Annotated in this window: 13 protein-coding genes and 4 pseudogenes; 8 read left to right on the top strand and 9 right to left on the bottom strand. The window is 65.6% G+C overall.

Annotated features, from left to right (window positions below):
• Positions 1-35 precede the first annotated feature (35 nt).
• Positions 36-482, bottom strand: a complete 447-nt coding sequence (locus tag ACSKB9_RS33820) for a VOC family protein (protein WP_438078598.1) — start codon at positions 480-482, stop codon at positions 36-38.
• A gap of 121 nt (positions 483-603) precedes the next feature.
• Positions 604-1,769 (bottom strand): annotated as a pseudogene (locus ACSKB9_RS33815) (PA0069 family radical SAM protein).
• Between the two features lie 164 nt (positions 1,770-1,933).
• Here ACSKB9_RS33815 and ACSKB9_RS33810 point away from each other — a divergent pair.
• Both ACSKB9_RS33810 and ACSKB9_RS33805 read left to right on the top strand, forming a co-directional pair.
• The gene (locus ACSKB9_RS33810; RefSeq protein ID WP_168855837.1) at positions 1,934-2,503 is read left to right on the top strand and encodes a glycosyl transferase; all 570 of its coding nucleotides are present in this window, start codon (positions 1,934-1,936) and stop codon (positions 2,501-2,503) included.
• A 42-nt stretch (positions 2,504-2,545) separates the two neighbouring features.
• Positions 2,546-3,487, top strand: coding sequence for a bifunctional helix-turn-helix transcriptional regulator/GNAT family N-acetyltransferase (locus ACSKB9_RS33805; RefSeq protein ID WP_438078596.1), 942 nt, complete (start codon positions 2,546-2,548; stop codon positions 3,485-3,487).
• 115 nt (positions 3,488-3,602) lie between these two features.
• Here the strand turns inward: ACSKB9_RS33805 and moaB are convergent, their stop codons facing one another.
• From moaB to ACSKB9_RS33790, 3 genes are all read right to left on the bottom strand, one after another.
• Complete coding sequence (gene moaB, locus ACSKB9_RS33800; RefSeq protein WP_438078594.1) at positions 3,603-4,166, bottom strand: molybdenum cofactor biosynthesis protein B; 564 nt, start codon at positions 4,164-4,166, stop codon at positions 3,603-3,605.
• 185 nt (positions 4,167-4,351) lie between these two features.
• A complete protein-coding gene (gene ypfJ / locus ACSKB9_RS33795) occupies positions 4,352-5,290 on the bottom strand; it encodes a KPN_02809 family neutral zinc metallopeptidase (RefSeq protein ID WP_225647770.1) in 939 nt (312 codons plus the stop codon).
• A 70-nt stretch (positions 5,291-5,360) separates the two neighbouring features.
• Positions 5,361-5,564: a hypothetical protein gene (locus tag ACSKB9_RS33790; RefSeq protein ID WP_438078592.1), complete on the bottom strand. Its 204-nt coding sequence runs from the start codon at positions 5,562-5,564 to the stop codon at positions 5,361-5,363.
• A gap of 108 nt (positions 5,565-5,672) precedes the next feature.
• On the opposite strand from ACSKB9_RS33790, the gene ACSKB9_RS33785 reads away from it, so the two are divergent.
• The 3 genes and pseudogenes from ACSKB9_RS33785 (at position 5,673) to ACSKB9_RS33775 (ending at position 8,143) form a co-directional block, all read left to right on the top strand.
• Complete coding sequence (locus ACSKB9_RS33785) at positions 5,673-6,806, top strand: site-specific DNA-methyltransferase (RefSeq protein WP_057016998.1); 1,134 nt, start codon at positions 5,673-5,675, stop codon at positions 6,804-6,806.
• A gap of 187 nt (positions 6,807-6,993) precedes the next feature.
• The gene (locus ACSKB9_RS33780) at positions 6,994-7,320 is read left to right on the top strand and encodes a hypothetical protein (protein ID WP_438078590.1); all 327 of its coding nucleotides are present in this window, start codon (positions 6,994-6,996) and stop codon (positions 7,318-7,320) included.
• Positions 7,321-7,455: 135 nt separating this feature from the next.
• Positions 7,456-8,143 (top strand): annotated as a pseudogene (locus ACSKB9_RS33775) (glutathione S-transferase family protein).
• 78 nt (positions 8,144-8,221) lie between these two features.
• On the opposite strand, the pseudogene ACSKB9_RS33770 reads toward ACSKB9_RS33775, so the two are convergent.
• A pseudogene (locus tag ACSKB9_RS33770) lies at positions 8,222-8,642 on the bottom strand (nuclear transport factor 2 family protein).
• Positions 8,643-8,792: 150 nt separating this feature from the next.
• Here ACSKB9_RS33770 and ACSKB9_RS33765 point away from each other — a divergent pair.
• Positions 8,793-9,707 carry a LysR family transcriptional regulator gene (locus ACSKB9_RS33765; protein WP_438078588.1) on the top strand — a complete coding sequence of 305 codons (915 nt, stop codon included), beginning with the start codon at positions 8,793-8,795 and terminating at the stop codon, positions 9,705-9,707.
• Positions 9,708-9,872: 165 nt separating this feature from the next.
• On the opposite strand, the pseudogene ACSKB9_RS33760 reads toward ACSKB9_RS33765, so the two are convergent.
• Positions 9,873-10,489: pseudogene (locus tag ACSKB9_RS33760) on the bottom strand (glutathione S-transferase family protein).
• A 173-nt stretch (positions 10,490-10,662) separates the two neighbouring features.
• Between ACSKB9_RS33760 and ACSKB9_RS33755 the strand changes: the two are divergent.
• Positions 10,663-11,928 (top strand): flavin-dependent oxidoreductase, encoded by a 1,266-nt coding sequence (locus ACSKB9_RS33755; protein WP_438078586.1) that lies wholly within the window; start codon positions 10,663-10,665, stop codon positions 11,926-11,928.
• A 152-nt stretch (positions 11,929-12,080) separates the two neighbouring features.
• On the opposite strand, the gene ACSKB9_RS33750 is transcribed toward ACSKB9_RS33755, so the two are convergent.
• Positions 12,081-12,500, bottom strand: a complete 420-nt coding sequence (locus ACSKB9_RS33750) for a PaaI family thioesterase (protein ID WP_438078584.1) — start codon at positions 12,498-12,500, stop codon at positions 12,081-12,083.
• 147 nt (positions 12,501-12,647) lie between these two features.
• On the bottom strand, positions 12,648-13,739 hold the full coding sequence (mutY, locus tag ACSKB9_RS33745) for an A/G-specific adenine glycosylase (protein WP_438078582.1): 1,092 nt from the start codon (positions 13,737-13,739) through the stop codon (positions 12,648-12,650).
• Between the two features lie 141 nt (positions 13,740-13,880).
• On the opposite strand from mutY, the gene ACSKB9_RS33740 reads away from it, so the two are divergent.
• Positions 13,881-14,360, top strand: a complete 480-nt coding sequence (locus ACSKB9_RS33740; protein ID WP_028334785.1) for a DUF721 domain-containing protein — start codon at positions 13,881-13,883, stop codon at positions 14,358-14,360.
• Positions 14,361-14,450: the final 90 nt, after the last annotated feature.

Raw genomic sequence — 14,450 nt, 5'->3', positions numbered from 1 at the left:
TTATTCAATCCGCCACCCTAATCGGGATCGGCGCTCTAATCGGGGATTGACACCCGGCGGTCGTCGCGAACCTCAAAGCCCGGCGCGCGCACCACTTCCCAGGCGTGGCCGTCGGGATCGCCGAAATAACCGCAATAGCCGCCATAGCTGGTCGGCTGCGCGGGTTTCAGCAGCCTGGCGCCTTTCGACAGCGCGAACGCCATCACACGATCGACCTCGGCGTCGTCGTTGCAGTTCCAAGCGATCGCGACGCCGCGGAACGCTGAAGGCCGTGGCTGATCCGGCAGCCCGGCATCGGCAGCGAGCAGATGCCACGGGAACAGGCCGAGCACGGTGCCGCCGGTCTCGAAGAAGGCGACCTCCTCGCCGGTCGCGCGCATCTTCCTGGAGAAGCCGAGCGATTCATAAAAGCCGATGCTGGCGCGCATGTCGCTGACGCCCAGCGTGAGGACGGTGAAGCGTGCGGTCGGGGTGTTACTCATGTTTGCACTCACTGTTTGACGTCTTCGTAGCTCGGATGGAGCGAAGCGCAATCCGGGAAAGCTTCAGCCACTAACACGGGACCCCGGATTTCGCTGCGCTCCATCCGGGCTACGCCCTCGCCTAGAATAGACTGAGTTGCTGCCCGTTACGCTTCGGCTTGGCGAAGTGATCGGTGGTCAGCTTGGCGCGCCGCTTGTTGAGGCCGAGTTTCTCGCACGCGATCTCGAAGCGGCGGCCGATCATCCAGGCCATCGGGCCGGTGCCCTTCATCCTGGTGCCCCATTGCGAGTCGTAGTCGCGGCCGCCGCGCATGTCGCGGATCAGCGTGAAGACGTGACGGTAGCGGTCGGGATAGTTCGCCATCAACCATTCGCGGAACAGATCGCGCACTTCGAGCGGCAGCCGCAGCAGCACGTAGCTCGCCTCCCTGGCGCCGGCATGCGCGGCGGCGTCGAGGATGCGCTCGATCTCGGAGTCGTTCAGCGCCGGGATCACGGGTGCGACCATCACCGTGGTCGGGATGCCGGCATCCGTGAGCCGCTTGATCGCCTCGAGCCGCTTCGGCGGGGTCGAGGCGCGCGGCTCCATGGTGCGGGCGAGTTTCGGGTCGAGCGTCGTCACCGAGAGCGCGACCTTGGCGAGATTGCGCTTGGCCATACGTGCCAGGATGTCGATGTCGCGGGTGACCAGCGCCGACTTGGTGACGATGCCGACCGGATGGCCGCCGCGCTCCAGCACCTCGAGGATGCCGCGCATGATCTTCCGGTCGCGCTCGATCGGCTGATAGGGATCGGTGTTGGTGCCGATCGCGATCATCCGCGCCTCGTAGTCCGGTGCCGCCAGCTCCTTCTCGAGCAGCGCGGGTGCGTCCGGCTTGGCGAACAGCTTCGATTCGAAGTCCAGCCCCGGCGACAGGCCGAGATAGGCGTGGGTCGGCCGCGCGAAGCAATAGACGCAGCCATGCTCACAGCCACGATAGGGATTGATCGAACGGTCGAAGCCGATGTCGGGCGAGTCGTTGCGGGTGATCACCTTGCGCGAGGTGTCGAGCGCCACGCTGGTCGCAAATGGCGGCAGGTCCTCGAGGCTCTGCCAGCCGTCGTCGAAGGCAACGCGCGCCTCTGCCTCGTAGCGGCCGCTGGCGTTGGACTGCGCGCCGCGGCCGCGCCGCCGCTCGCGCTCGATCGCGACCGCAAGCTCGGGAAAGGGGAAGGTGCACCCGCCGGGTTATCGGAGGGCGCCGTTACCGGCGGGTGCTTGAGGGCATGAGAGGATGCTCGGCTCATGCTTTGAAGCTAACACAGCACGAGAACAAATCAAGAACATGAACGGAGAAATTCCACAGAACCTTGCTACAAAATTCTGCAGGCGAACAGGCTGCTTTGAATATGACAAGGTGATAACACGGCCGGAGTTTCTCCACCGTTTGAGCCATCGAAGCCTCAAAATCATGCTGAGCGTGATCATTCCAACCGACGGCGTCGAGCGCACCGCGGTCGCAACCTTGGCGGCGCTGGTGCCGGGCGCGGCCGCGGGCGTCATCCGCGAAGTGCTGCTGGTCGACCGCAGCCACAGCGATGTGATGGAGCGCGTCGCCGACGTCGCCGGCTGCCGCTTCCTGCGCTTCGAGGGCACGCGCGCCGCCGCGCTTGCGGCAGGCGCGCGGCAGGCGCGGTCGCCCTGGCTGATGTTCCTGCATCCGGGCGCCGTGCTCGATGCCGGCTGGATCGAGGAAACCACCCAGTTCATCCAGATGGTGGCGGCCAGCGGCAAGGACCGCGCCGGCATCTTCCGCTACGCCCGCGCGCCCTACACCGATCCCGGCCTGCGCGACGGCCTCAAATTCGTCGCCCGGATGATCACCGGGCCCTCGGCTGAACAAGGGCTCCTGATCGCCCGCGAGCATTACGAGCGGATCGGCGGCTATCGCCCCGACGCCCGACGCTCCGAGGCGCGCCTGCTGCGCCGGCTCGGCCGCTCCTCCCGCACCATGCTGCGCAGCCGGATCATGGTGGCTTGAACTAACTTGCGGATTATTTGATTCCGTCAAATAATATGTTTGATGAAATCAATCTCCCATGACACCGCCCTCGAGAGCCAGGTCGCCGCGGTCCGCGGCTTCAGCCGGTTCTATACCCGCAAGCTCGGCATCATCGAGCCGAAGCTGTTGCACTCGACATTCACGCTGCAGGAAGCGCGGATCATCTACGAGCTCGCGCACCGCGAAAATTGCACCGCAACCGATCTGGTGCGCGATCTCGACCTCGATGCCGGCTTCGTCAGCCGCACGCTGGGGGCGCTGCAAAGGCGCCAGATCGTGACGCGGAAGCCATCGAAGGCCGACAAACGCGTCAACGAGGTCGCCCTCACCGCCAAGGGCCGTACCGCAGCCGCCGATCTCGACCGCCGCTCGCGCAGCGAGGTCGGGGCGCTATTGAAGCAGATGGACGGCGACCGTCGCGCCGCGGTGGTGCACGCCATGAGCACGATCGAGCAATCGCTGGAGCCGCCGGCCGAGAAGCCGGTCGGCTTCCTGCTGCGCAGCCATCGCGTCGGCGACATGGGCTGGGTCGTCTCGCGGCAGGGACAAGCCTACGCGGAGGAGTATGGCTGGGACATCAGCTACGAGGCGTTGGTGGCCGAGATCTGCGCGCAGTTTCTGCGATCGTTCGATCCGGCCCGCGAGCATTGCTGGATCGCGGAGGTCGACGGCGAGCCGGTCGGCTCGGTCTTCCTGGTCGACGGCGGCGACGGGCTCGCCAAGCTGCGCCTGCTGCTGGTGGAGGAGAAGGCGCGCGGGCTCGGCGTCGGCCGCGCACTGGTGGAGCAATGCATCCGCGCCGCGCGCGAGAAGGGCTACAAGAAGATGACGCTGTGGACCCAGAGCATCCTGGTCGCCGCGCGCGGCATCTACGCCCGCGCCGGCTTCCAGCGGGTCAAGGAAGAAAAGCACCACAGCTTCGGCGTCGATCTGGTTGGCGAGACCTGGGAGCTGGAGTTGTAGGGCTCTTTACCACCGGCGTCATTCTGGGGCGATGCGCAGCATCGAACCCGGAATCTCGCGCCACAACCTCTGGATTCCGGGTTCGTGCTTCGCACGCCCGGAATGACGGAGGAGGCTACGCACTCGCGCCTTTCGCCTTCGGGCGGCGCAGATGTTCATCCAGCCGCGGCGTGATCTCGACGAAATTGCAGGGGCGCGTGCGGTAGTCGAGCTGCGCGGCCAAAATGCCGTCCCAGCCGTCGCGGCAGGCGCCGGGCGAGCCGGGCAGGCAGAAAATGAAGGTCGCGCCCGCAACGCCGGCGGTGGCGCGGCTCTGGATCGTCGACGCCCCGATCTTGGCGTGGCTCAGCATGTGGAAGGCGATCGAAAAGCCGTCCATCCGCTTCTCGAACAGCGGCTCGACCGCCTCCGGCGTCACGTCGCGACCGGTAAAGCCGGTGCCGCCGGTTGTGATGACGGCATCGACGGCAGGATCGGCGATCCAGCGCCGGATCACGGCTCTGATCGCCTCGACATCGTCGGTGACGATCTCGCGCGCCGCAAGCTTGTGGCCGGCCGCGGTGAGACGATCGGCTAGCGTGGTGCCCGACTTGTCATCCGCCAGCGAGCGGGTGTCGGAAATCGTCAGCACCGCGATGTTGAGCGGGATGAATGATTTGGATTCGTCGAGTGAGGACATTTACACCTCTTTCCCATCCCGCTGACGTCATCCTGAGGTGCTCGCCTTGCGGTGCACTCGCACCGCTGGGCGAGCCTCGAAGGATGGGCCACGGGCGCTTCATCCTTCGAGGCTCGCCGAAGAGGCGAGCACCTCCCGAGTGAGCGCGAATGCGCTCATCCGGGGATGACGCTACCGGCACACGGCTACAAGCTACCGCCGAACGTGTTGCAGGCCTGCACGGTGCCCTGCTGGTAGCCCCTCATGAACCACTCCTTGCGCTGCGCCGCGGAGCCGTGCGTGAAGGAATCAGGCACTACCCTGCCCGTCGCCTGCCGCTGCAGCGTGTCGTCGCCGATCGCGTTCGCCGTGGTCAGCGCGGCGTCGATGTCGCCGGCCTCGAGGAAGCCCGGCCGCTTCTTCTCCTCGCGGTTGACCCAGACGCCGGAAAGGCAATCGGCCTGCAACTCGACCTTGACCTGCAGCGCGTTGGCCTCGGCCTTGCTGCCGGCCTGCTGCTGCAGCCGGTTCACGCGCGGAATGATGCCGAGCAGGTTCTGGATGTGATGGCCGGCCTCATGCGCGATGATATAGGCCGCGGTGAACTTGCATGCGTTGCCCGAGCAGCCGCGGAAGCGCGTCTCGACCTCGCGGAAGAAGCCGGTGTCGAGGAAGATGGTCTTGTCCGGCGGGCAGTAGAACGGTCCCATCGCCGACTGCGCCATGCCGCAGCGGCCGCCATTGGTGGCATTGCGGAACAGCACGATCTTCGGACCGGTGTAGGTCTGCCCGCTGGCCTTGAAGATATCGCTCCAGCGATCGTCGATCTCGCCGAGGATGCCGGCGATCATGCTGCCCATCTCGTCGGTCGGCGCGCCGCGCTTGGCCTGCCCGCCCGACGACTGCCGGTCGGTCTGGTAGGTCGGCGCCTGGCCGCCGCCGGTGAGAATCTCGGCGCCGCCGATCAGGATGCGCGGGTCGATGCCGAAGGCGTAGCCGAGCAGGCCGAGGACGATGATGGTGCCGATGCCGAGGCCGCCACCACCCATCGGAATGCCGAAGCCGCCACCCCCCCCTCCGCCCATCCCGCCTTCATCGCGACGGTCTTCGATGTCGTCGCTGCGGCGGAAATCATCATAGCGCATGGTGGTTTCCCTTCATTCCAGTCGGCGACCCAACGCGGGACACTCCAACTTAAAATTTCCATTCTGTTAATCAATATCCTGCCCGGCAATAATTGCCTAGTCCGGAAGAGGCGCATCCCTTGCGGTGCAAACGGCTGCGAATGAGGGCGAATTTACCGCGCGAATCGTGCCGGTTTGATGATCCGCAAATTTTTTCGCCGAACGCGCTGATGTTGCAGCACAACGCCGACGGCACTGCGCCATGCCGCGCAAAAGATGCTGCAATCTTTCGCATGAAGATTTCCAATTAAGTCGATTTTTACTTTGCCGGGTCAATGTGACGCCAGTCGGTTGTTTAGTCCCGCGTCGCCGACAGCGTCGCCTGAGTCAGAGTTCTTGAGTCATGGTAGTGTCGCGTCGCGGGGCGTCTGCAAGGGCGCCCCGCACTAAATTTGAGAGTGCCCCATCGAGCCACATCGTCATTGGCGATTGCGTGGCCGAATTGTCGAAGCTTCAGGCCGGCTCGGTCGACCTGGTCTTCGCGGATCCTCCCTACAATCTGCAGCTCAAGGGCGACCTCAAGCGCCCCGATGAGTCGCATGTCGATGCCGTCAACGACGACTGGGACAAGTTCTCGTCGTTCGCTGCCTATGACGATTTCACCCGCGCCTGGCTGCTGGCCTGCCGCCGCGTGATGAAGCCGTCGGCAACGCTGTGGGTGATCGGCTCCTATCACAACATCTTCCGCGTCGGCGCGATCATGCAGGACCTCGGCTTCTGGCTCCTGAACGACATCGTGTGGCGCAAGTCCAATCCGATGCCGAACTTCCGCGGCCGTCGCTTCACCAATGCGCACGAGACCATGATCTGGGCCGCGCGCGACGAGAAGGCCAAGGGCTACACCTTCAATTACGAAGCGCTGAAGGCGTCCAATGAGGACGTGCAGGCACGCTCCGACTGGCTGATCCCGCTGTGCACCGGCGAAGAGCGCCTCAAGGACGGCGACGGCAAGAAGGTGCATCCGACGCAGAAGCCCGAGCAGCTGCTCGCCCGCGTGTTGCTGTCGTCCTCGAAGCCCGGCGATCTCGTGATCGATCCGTTCAACGGCACCGGCACCACCGGCGCCGTCGCCAAGCGCCTCGGCCGCAGCTATATCGGCTTCGAGCGCGACAAGGCCTATGCCGCCGCCGCCGAGGCGCGCATCGCCGCGATCGAGCCGCTGCCAGAAGCAACGCTGGCGCCGTTCATGACCGCGCGCGAGGCGCCGCGGGTGGCGTTCTCCGAATTGATCGAGCGCGGCATGATCGTGCCGGGCGCCAGGCTGGTCGACGCCAAGAAGCGCCACGGCGCCCTGGTGCGCGCCGACGGCGCCATCATGCTCGGCGACAAGGTCGGCTCGATCCACCGCATCGGCGCGGTCGCGCAGGGCTCCGGCGCCTGCAACGGCTGGACCTTCTGGCACGTCGAGACCAAGAGCGGCCTGCGGCTGATCGACGAACTGCGCGCCGAGATCCGCTCCGAGATGGCGGCGGGCTGAGGCAAGCCGACTAATCTTCCTCGTCATTCCGGGCTCGCCGCTTCGCGGCGCCCTCAGATGCGCAATTGCGCAGCGGGGAATGCCACGTTGGGAAAGATGACGCCGTCTTGAACGCGGGCCGCCTTGTTGCGCCGCGACGGCGGGACTAGATTCGGCCTCATCACTTGCCCGTTTCGATTGGTCGCCGATGCGCAGACAATCCGAGACATTGCTGCTGGTGCCGCTGCTGCCGGTCTTCCTGCTCGGCATGTTTCCGATGCTGCTGATCGGCCTCCTGGAATTCTTCGGCCTGATCATCTTCGGCATCCTGCTCGTCTGCGTCGGGCTGACGCTCGCCCTCGAGGCGCATGGCGAGTTCAATGAAGAGATCATCGTCCACGGCTACGCGCGGGAATCAGAACGCGCGGCGCAGGTCTCCCATTTGCGTGCTGCGACCCGCTCCGCCGCCGTGCTGAACGTCGCGGGCATCGCGCTGGTCGTCGCGGGTATCCTGGGCTTCTTCTGGGCCGGCTGACCAGCGCGCCACGCGACCCTGATTCACAAACTCGTCGCTTGCGCAGCGCAGCGAAATTTGCGCATGAGGGATCGTCTGCGGCCTTCCCCGCCGCGTCGCGATCTCGCCAGCTACAAGAACCAAGGGAGTCCCTTCATGATCAAATTCTATTTCAATGGTGCGCCGAACCCGAACAAGGTCGCGCTGTTCCTGGAAGAGTCCGGCCTGCCGTTCGAGGCGATCCCGGTCGACACCCGCAAGGGCGAGCAGTTCGCGCCGGAATTCCTCAAGGTCAACCCGAACGGCAAGGTGCCGGCGATCGAGGATGACGGCGTGCTGGTGTTCGAACTCGAACGCGATCCTGCTCTACCTCGCCGAGGAGCACGGCAAGTTCCTGCCCGCCAATACGCCGGCCAACCGCGCCGCGACGCTGTCCTGGCTGATGTTCATCGCGACCGGCCTCGGCCCCTATTCCGGCCAGGCCGTGCACTTCAAGCACTTCGCGCCGAAGGATCTCGACTACGCCAACAACCGCTACCAGTACGAGGCGCACCGCCATTACAACATCCTCGACGATCACCTGGCGAAACAGCGCTACATGGTCGGCGACAGCTACACGATCGTCGACATGGCGTTCTGGGGCTGGGCGCGGATGGCGGCGTTCATCCTCGGCGAGGAAGGCTACGCCAAATATCCGAACGTCAAGCGGCTGGTCGACGAGATCTCGGCGCGGCCGGCCGCGGCGCGCGCGATCGCGCTGAAGGACAAGCACACCTTCAAGGCCGAGATGGACGACGCGGCGTGCGACATCATGTTCGGCCACCTCAAGTCCAAGGTGGCGTAAGCCAATCCACAAAACGGCAAGACGACGGCGCCCGGATGGGCGCCGTCTTCGTTTGTGCCGCCCGTTAGCGGCGCGCCGCTACGCCGGAAACGCGCCGAGCGCCTTCTCGGTCAGGACCGAGTTCGCAATATTCCCGCACCTCCTTGATCCGACCGCCGTCGAAGCGGAACACCAGGCAGTAGTCGTTGTCATAGCGCTGACCTTGCTTGGTGAGGTTGTCGCCCTTGGCCTCGATCACGACGATGTCGCCGTCGGCGATGATGCGATGGGCGACGGTGCGGCCGCGCTCGGCCAGCTTCGAGCGGACATGGCCGTGCAGATCGTTGATGATCGATTGCTTGCCGGTGAAGGTACGCGACCAGGAATATTGCCCGGTCACGGTCCAGATCGCGTCGTCGGCAAGCGTTGCCATGAACAGCGAGTTCTCGCGCACCGCGGGATCCGGACTGCCTGCGATCGCGAACATCTCCTGCACCAGTTTCTTGTTGGCTGCGCTCATGGCGCGTCTCCTTGCGATTGATAGACCCTGATTTCAGGCGTTTCCTCACGCGATGCGGCCTTCGGCTCGCGTGAAAACGCCTTGCCCGCAATCCTGCGGCGCTTGCGCGCATTCTTCCAATCGATAGGTAGTATGATATATATTCACCCGATGAATTTGAATTCGCTTGACCTCAATCTGCTGGTCGCGCTCAACGCCCTGCTGCGCGAAGCCAATGTCAGCCGCGCCGCGATGCGGCTCAATCTGTCGCAGCCGGCGACCAGCCACGCGCTGCAGCGGCTGCGCGACCTGATCGGCGATCCGCTTTTGGTGCGCAACGGCGCGCGGATGGAGCTGACGCCGCGGGCGCAGGCGCTGCGCTCGCCGCTGGCCCATGCGCTCGACCAGGTGCGTGCGCTGTTCGTCTCCGACGATTTCGACGCCGCCCGCAGCGACCGGCACTTTCGCCTGATGATGCCCGACCTCGCGGTCGAGCTCCTGATGCCGCTGCTGATGGAGAAGGTGACGCCGATCGCGCCGAACGTCACCATCGACGTGGTGCCGTGGCGGGGACCTGCGATCTTCACGCCCGAATTTGCCCGCACCATCGATCTCGTGATCTCGATCGGCGACTCCTTCAAGGGCTTTCACCGCCAGCGGCTCTACACCGACAGCGATGCACTCGCGGTGCGGCGCGGCCACGGCGTCGGCACGAAGCTGAAGAAGCGCGAGGCGTTCCTCGCAGCGCGCCATGTCGCCGTGGTCATCCGCGGCCAGAACGAGGACCTGATCGACAGCTGGCTGCGCGCCAAGGGCATCGAGCGGCGGATCGCGCTGGTGGTGCCGGGTTATATCGAGGCGCTGCACGTCACCGCGCGCACCGACCTCGTCGCCGTTGTGCCGCGCCGGCTGATCTCGGCGCTGTCGAAGCAATTGTCGCTGATGACGGTGACGCCGCCGCTCGATCCAGGGATCGACGAGCAGCACATGTTCTATCCGACACGGGCGCAGATGGACCCTGGCTCGCTCTGGCTGCGCAAGCTGATGCTGGAGACCGGACGCGAGCTGGAGACGGGGAAGGTGTAGCCCAGCTCTCTCCACACGTCGTCCCGGCGAAGGCCGGGACCCATAACCACAGGGTTGCGTTGTGAGAGTGAGCTGCGGCCCCGGCGTCGCGTAACAACGATCGTTGGTGGTTATGGGTCCCGGGTCGCGCTGCGCTTGCCCGGGACGACACCGAATTTTTGGGCCTTACGCCCTCTGCTCCGCCAGCACCTTCTGCACCGCCGGGCGGCTCTCCATCGCCGCGCGATGCGCCTTCACCTTGGGCAGCGTTGCGATGTCGACGCCGTCGCCGTCGAGCCAGAGGGTCAGCGTGTACAGATAGGCGTCGCCGACGGTGTAATTCTCGCCCATCACCCACGGGCCCTTCAGCATGTCGCGCTCGATCAGGTTGAAGCAGGCGCCCATGGTCTTCGGCACCATCGCCTTCATGTCGGCGAACGAAGTCTCCTGTGTCGCCCAGCGCGGACCGCGCATCTTGTGGGCGTGGCAGATATGGACCGTCGAGCACAGATAGGAGTTGAAGGCCTGCAGCCTGGCGAATTCGAAGGCGTCGTCGGGCGCGAGCTTCGCCTGCGGAAAGCTCTGCGCGATGTAGGCCAGCATCGCCGGCGTTTCGGTCAGCACGCCGCGATCGGTCACCAAAGTGGGCACGCGGCCCTTCGGATTGATCTTCAGGTATTCGGGGCTGTTCTGCTGGTTGGTCTTGAAGTCGATCTTCTCGGTCGTGTAGGGCGCGCCGGCCTCGGCCAGCGCGATGTGGGACGCGAGCGCGCAGGTGCCGGGGCAAAATAGAGCTTGAGCATGTCGTTGTCCTCTCCGGGCCTTGTCGGCTCGCTCTGAACCCGGCCCTGGCTTTTTATGGGATGCGACAAAGGTTAGCGGCAGCCACCTTTGCCGTCCACCCCGCGCACTGCGGCAGAGCTTGCCCGCGGCGGTGCCGTCGTGCGATGACCATGGCCAATCGAGGGGATTTTTCATGACTGTGCTCATTGCAGGTGGCGGAATTGGCGGGCTGACGCTGGCGCTCAGCCTGCACCAGATCGGCGTGCCGGCCCGCGTCTTCGAGAGCGTGCCCGAGCTGCGGCCGCTCGGCGTCGGCATCAACGTGCTGCCGCATGCGGTGCGCGAACTGATCGAGCTCGGCCTGCACGATGTGCTCGACGCTTCTGCGGTGCGCACCCGCGAGCTCGCCTATTTCTCAAAGCACGGCAAGCCGATCTGGAGCGAGCCGCGCGGGCTCGAGGCCGGCTACAAATGGCCGCAATTCTCGATCCATCGCGGCCGGCTGCAACAGCTGCTGCTCGATGCCGCGACCGAACGGCTGGGAGCTGCGAACATCCTCACCAGCCATCACCTCACCGGCTGGACCGAGACCGCCGACGGCGTCCACGCCGATTTCATCGACCGCGCGACCGGCAAGCCCGCCGGCAGCTATGACGGCGCGGTGCTGATCGCCGCCGACGGCATCCATTCGGCGGTGCGCGAGAAGCTCTATCCGCAGGAGGGGCCGCCAATCTGGAACGGCCGCATCCTGTGGCGCGGCATCACCCGCGGCGATGCCTTCCTGACCGGCCGCACCATGATCATGGCCGGCCACGAGATCCTGAAATTCGTCTGCTACCCGATCTCGAAGGAGGCCGGCCCCGACGGCAAGTTCGACATCAACTGGGTCGCCGAGCGACACATGCCGCCGACCTATCAATGGCGCCGCGAGGACTACAACCGGACCGCCAAGCTCGACGAGTTCCTGCCTTGGTTCGAGAGCTGGAATTTCGACTGGCTCGATGTCCCCGGCCTGATCCGGAACTGCCCGCATGCCTACGAATATCCACTGGTCGATCGCGATCCGATCCCGCAATGGACCTTCGGCCGCGTCACGCTGATGGGCGACGCCGCGCATCCGATGTATCCGATCGGCTCCAACGGCGCCTCGCAGGCGATCCTGGATGCGCGCGTGCTGACGCGCGAGATTTTGGCGCATGGCCCGACGCAGGCGGCACTCGCGGCCTATGAGGCCGAGCGGCGGCCTGCGACCACGGACCTCGTGATGCTGAATCGCCGCAACGGCCCGGAGCAGGTGATGCAGCTGGTCGAGGAGCGCGCGCCTGACGGCTTCAAGGTCGTCACCGACGTGCTGTCGCAGCAGGAGCTGGAAGACATCGCCGCCAACTACAAGCGCGTCGCCGGTTTCCAGGTCGAGGGACTGAACGCCAAGCCGCCGATCGTGCAGCGGGCAGGCTGAGTTGTAGCGCGGCGCACTATGTATCACCGTCACCCTGAGGAGCCGCGAAGCGGCGTCTCGAAGGGTGCACGGCCCGGCCGGTGGCCGTGCATGCTTCGAGGCTCGCTCCGCTCGCACCTCAGCATGACGGACTTACCAATGCAGGCGCGGCTTCATCGCAGCGCGCGCGCCGCCTCCACCAGGCGGATGCTGCTGCTCGCGGTCGCGAGCAGTGTGCCGTCGGCGGCGCTCAGCTTTCCCTCGACGAAGGCGATGGTCTTACCGAGTTGCGTCACCGTCGCCTCGCCGGTGATCGGTCCGGGCTTTGCCGGCGCGAGGAAATTCACGGTCATCGTGATGGTCGTGGTGAAGAGCCGGCCCTCGGTCATCACGAACACCGCCGGCCCCATCGTGTCGTCGAGCATCGCCGAGAGCATGCCGCCCTGGATGAAGCCGGCCGGATTGCAAAAATCCTGCCTGCCGTCGAACATGATCCTGATCCAGCCCTCCTGCGGACGCGCGTCAGCCACGCGCCACCCCAGTAGCTTTGCGACGGGCGGCATCGGAATGCGGTCGAGTGCGGTTACGATCATGGCGGCCTCCGGTTTCCGGAGGTGATAGCGAAGCCCTGCTGCCAGCATGGTGTCAGCAGGTCAGAGCATGATCCGGAAAAGTGGGAACCGGTTTTCCGAAAAAATCATGCTCAAAAAAATGAGCCGATGATGTGATTCATCGCATCGTCAGAGATCGAGCCCATGCGCGATGACCTTGCGCATCACGTTCGGAAACGCCTCGCCGTCCAGCGTCGCCACCGGCACCCAGCGCATGCCATCCGGCGCCCGGCTCCGCGACGGAACGCTGGCGGTGTAAACGACGAGCTCAAGCGGGAAGTGCGTGAACACGTGGCTGACGACGCCCGCCTTGCGGTGCCAGCGCGTGACGCCCTTCAGGTCCGGCGCCTGCGCCAGTGCCGCCGCGTCCTCCTGCCCGGCCAGCCATTGCGACCCCGGCACCTCGGTCATGCCGCCGAGCAGGCCTTTTTCCGGGCGCGAGCGCACCAGAAGCTCGCCGCCCCGCGTCACCACGAAGGCCGCGCCGCGGCGCAAGTTGCCGCTCTTCTTCGGTGCCTTGCGCGGGAAGCTTTCCTGATCGCCGCGCGTGCGCGCCGCGCAGTCGTCATTCAGCGGACACAATGCGCAGGCCGGCTTCTTCGGCGTGCAGATCGTCGCGCCCAAATCCATCAGCGCCTGAGCACTGTCGCCGGCGCGGGACGGGCCGAGCAATGTCGCCGCCATCTCCTTGATCAGCGGCTTGGCCTGCGGCAGCGCCTCCTCGATGGCGTAGAGCCGACTGACCACGCGCTCGATGTTGCCGTCCACCGGCATGGTGCGGCGGTCGAAGGCGATGGCGGCGATCGCGGCCGCGGTGTACGGCCCGATGCCGGGCAGCGCGCGCAGGCCCTCCTCGGTGTCCGGAAACACCCCGCCGTGGTCGCCCATCACCGCGACCGCGCAGGCGTGCAAATTGCGCGCCCGCGAATAATAGCCGAGCCCGGCCCACATCCTCAGGACGTCGTCGAGCGAGGCACGCCCTAGCGCGGTCACGTCGGGCCAGCGCGACACGAATTTCTCGAAATAGGGCCCGACGGCCCGTACCGTGGTCTGCTGCAGCATGATCTCCGACAGCCAGACGCGATACGGATCGGCCCGCTCCCCCGCCACCGCGCGCCACGGCAGCGTCCGGCGATGCCGGTCATACCAGGCGAGCAGACGCGCCGGGCGGTCGGCCTGCTGATCGGTCGATTTGATTTTGGCGGCAGCGCGAGAACTCATGAACGCATCTTAAGCCACATCTCGCCATGTCATCCCGGGCTTGACCCGGGCATCCACGTCTTTCTTCGCCCGACACGGAAAACGCCGCCACAATGATGAACACGATTTCAGCCACATCACCACCACTGCTATAACCCTCCCATGTCCAGACCCGGCCCGATCAGCGCCAAGCCCCTGTCGATCCTGCTCAGCGACGTCTTCACCGACGCCTATGCCAAGCAGGGCTTTGCCGCGCGCGAATTGGTGACGCGCTGGACCGAGATCGCGGGCGAGCGAATTGCCGCCTATTGCGAGCCGCTGAAGATGCAGTGGCCGCGGCCGGTGGAGGGACAGCCGCAGGAGCCGGCGACGCTGGTGCTGCGGGTCGAAGGGCCGATGGCGCTGGAGATCCAGCACTCCTCCGACGTCATCCTGGAACGGGTGAACCGCTTCTTCGGCTGGCATGCGGTCGGCCGCCTGACCATCCGACAGGCGCCGCTCTCGCGCCGCAGCCGCCCGGTACGGCCGCGCCCGCCGGACGCCAAAACCGTGGCCCGGGAGGCGGCCAACCTTGCGGCCGTCGAGGACGACGATCTGCGCGCGGCGCTGGCCCGTTTGGGTGCCTCGATCAAGCGAAATTGACGCTTTTCGGCAGGCCCGCCGCAAGACCGCGGCATTGCCACAATGGCCGTTTCAAGCTAGCGAAGGCTTCTTTTTCGGGACCCCTTCATT

The sequence above is a fragment of the Bradyrhizobium sp. BR 1433 genome, assembly GCF_051547665.1.
Lineage (GTDB): Bacteria > Pseudomonadota > Alphaproteobacteria > Rhizobiales > Xanthobacteraceae > Bradyrhizobium > Bradyrhizobium australafricanum.
This window is presented reverse-complemented; position numbering and strand designations above follow the sequence as displayed.

What these genes read in the sequence shown, in the direction of transcription:
- ACSKB9_RS33820 (WP_438078598.1), bottom strand. Translation starts at nt 482, where the DNA reads ATGAGTAACACCCCGACCGCACGCTTCACCGTCCTCACGCTGGGCGTC.
- ACSKB9_RS33810 (WP_168855837.1), top strand. Translation starts at nt 1,934, where the DNA reads ATGCTGAGCGTGATCATTCCAACCGACGGCGTCGAGCGCACCGCGGTC.
- ACSKB9_RS33805 (WP_438078596.1), top strand. Translation starts at nt 2,546, where the DNA reads ATGAAATCAATCTCCCATGACACCGCCCTCGAGAGCCAGGTCGCCGCG.
- moaB (WP_438078594.1), bottom strand. Translation starts at nt 4,166, where the DNA reads ATGTCCTCACTCGACGAATCCAAATCATTCATCCCGCTCAACATCGCG.
- ypfJ (WP_225647770.1), bottom strand. Translation starts at nt 5,290, where the DNA reads ATGCGCTATGATGATTTCCGCCGCAGCGACGACATCGAAGACCGTCGC.
- ACSKB9_RS33790 (WP_438078592.1), bottom strand. Translation starts at nt 5,564, where the DNA reads ATGCGAAAGATTGCAGCATCTTTTGCGCGGCATGGCGCAGTGCCGTCG.
- ACSKB9_RS33785 (WP_057016998.1), top strand. Translation starts at nt 5,673, where the DNA reads ATGGTAGTGTCGCGTCGCGGGGCGTCTGCAAGGGCGCCCCGCACTAAA.
- ACSKB9_RS33780 (WP_438078590.1), top strand. Translation starts at nt 6,994, where the DNA reads ATGCGCAGACAATCCGAGACATTGCTGCTGGTGCCGCTGCTGCCGGTC.
- ACSKB9_RS33765 (WP_438078588.1), top strand. Translation starts at nt 8,793, where the DNA reads ATGAATTTGAATTCGCTTGACCTCAATCTGCTGGTCGCGCTCAACGCC.
- ACSKB9_RS33755 (WP_438078586.1), top strand. Translation starts at nt 10,663, where the DNA reads ATGACTGTGCTCATTGCAGGTGGCGGAATTGGCGGGCTGACGCTGGCG.
- ACSKB9_RS33750 (WP_438078584.1), bottom strand. Translation starts at nt 12,500, where the DNA reads ATGATCGTAACCGCACTCGACCGCATTCCGATGCCGCCCGTCGCAAAG.
- mutY (WP_438078582.1), bottom strand. Translation starts at nt 13,739, where the DNA reads ATGAGTTCTCGCGCTGCCGCCAAAATCAAATCGACCGATCAGCAGGCC.
- ACSKB9_RS33740 (WP_028334785.1), top strand. Translation starts at nt 13,881, where the DNA reads ATGTCCAGACCCGGCCCGATCAGCGCCAAGCCCCTGTCGATCCTGCTC.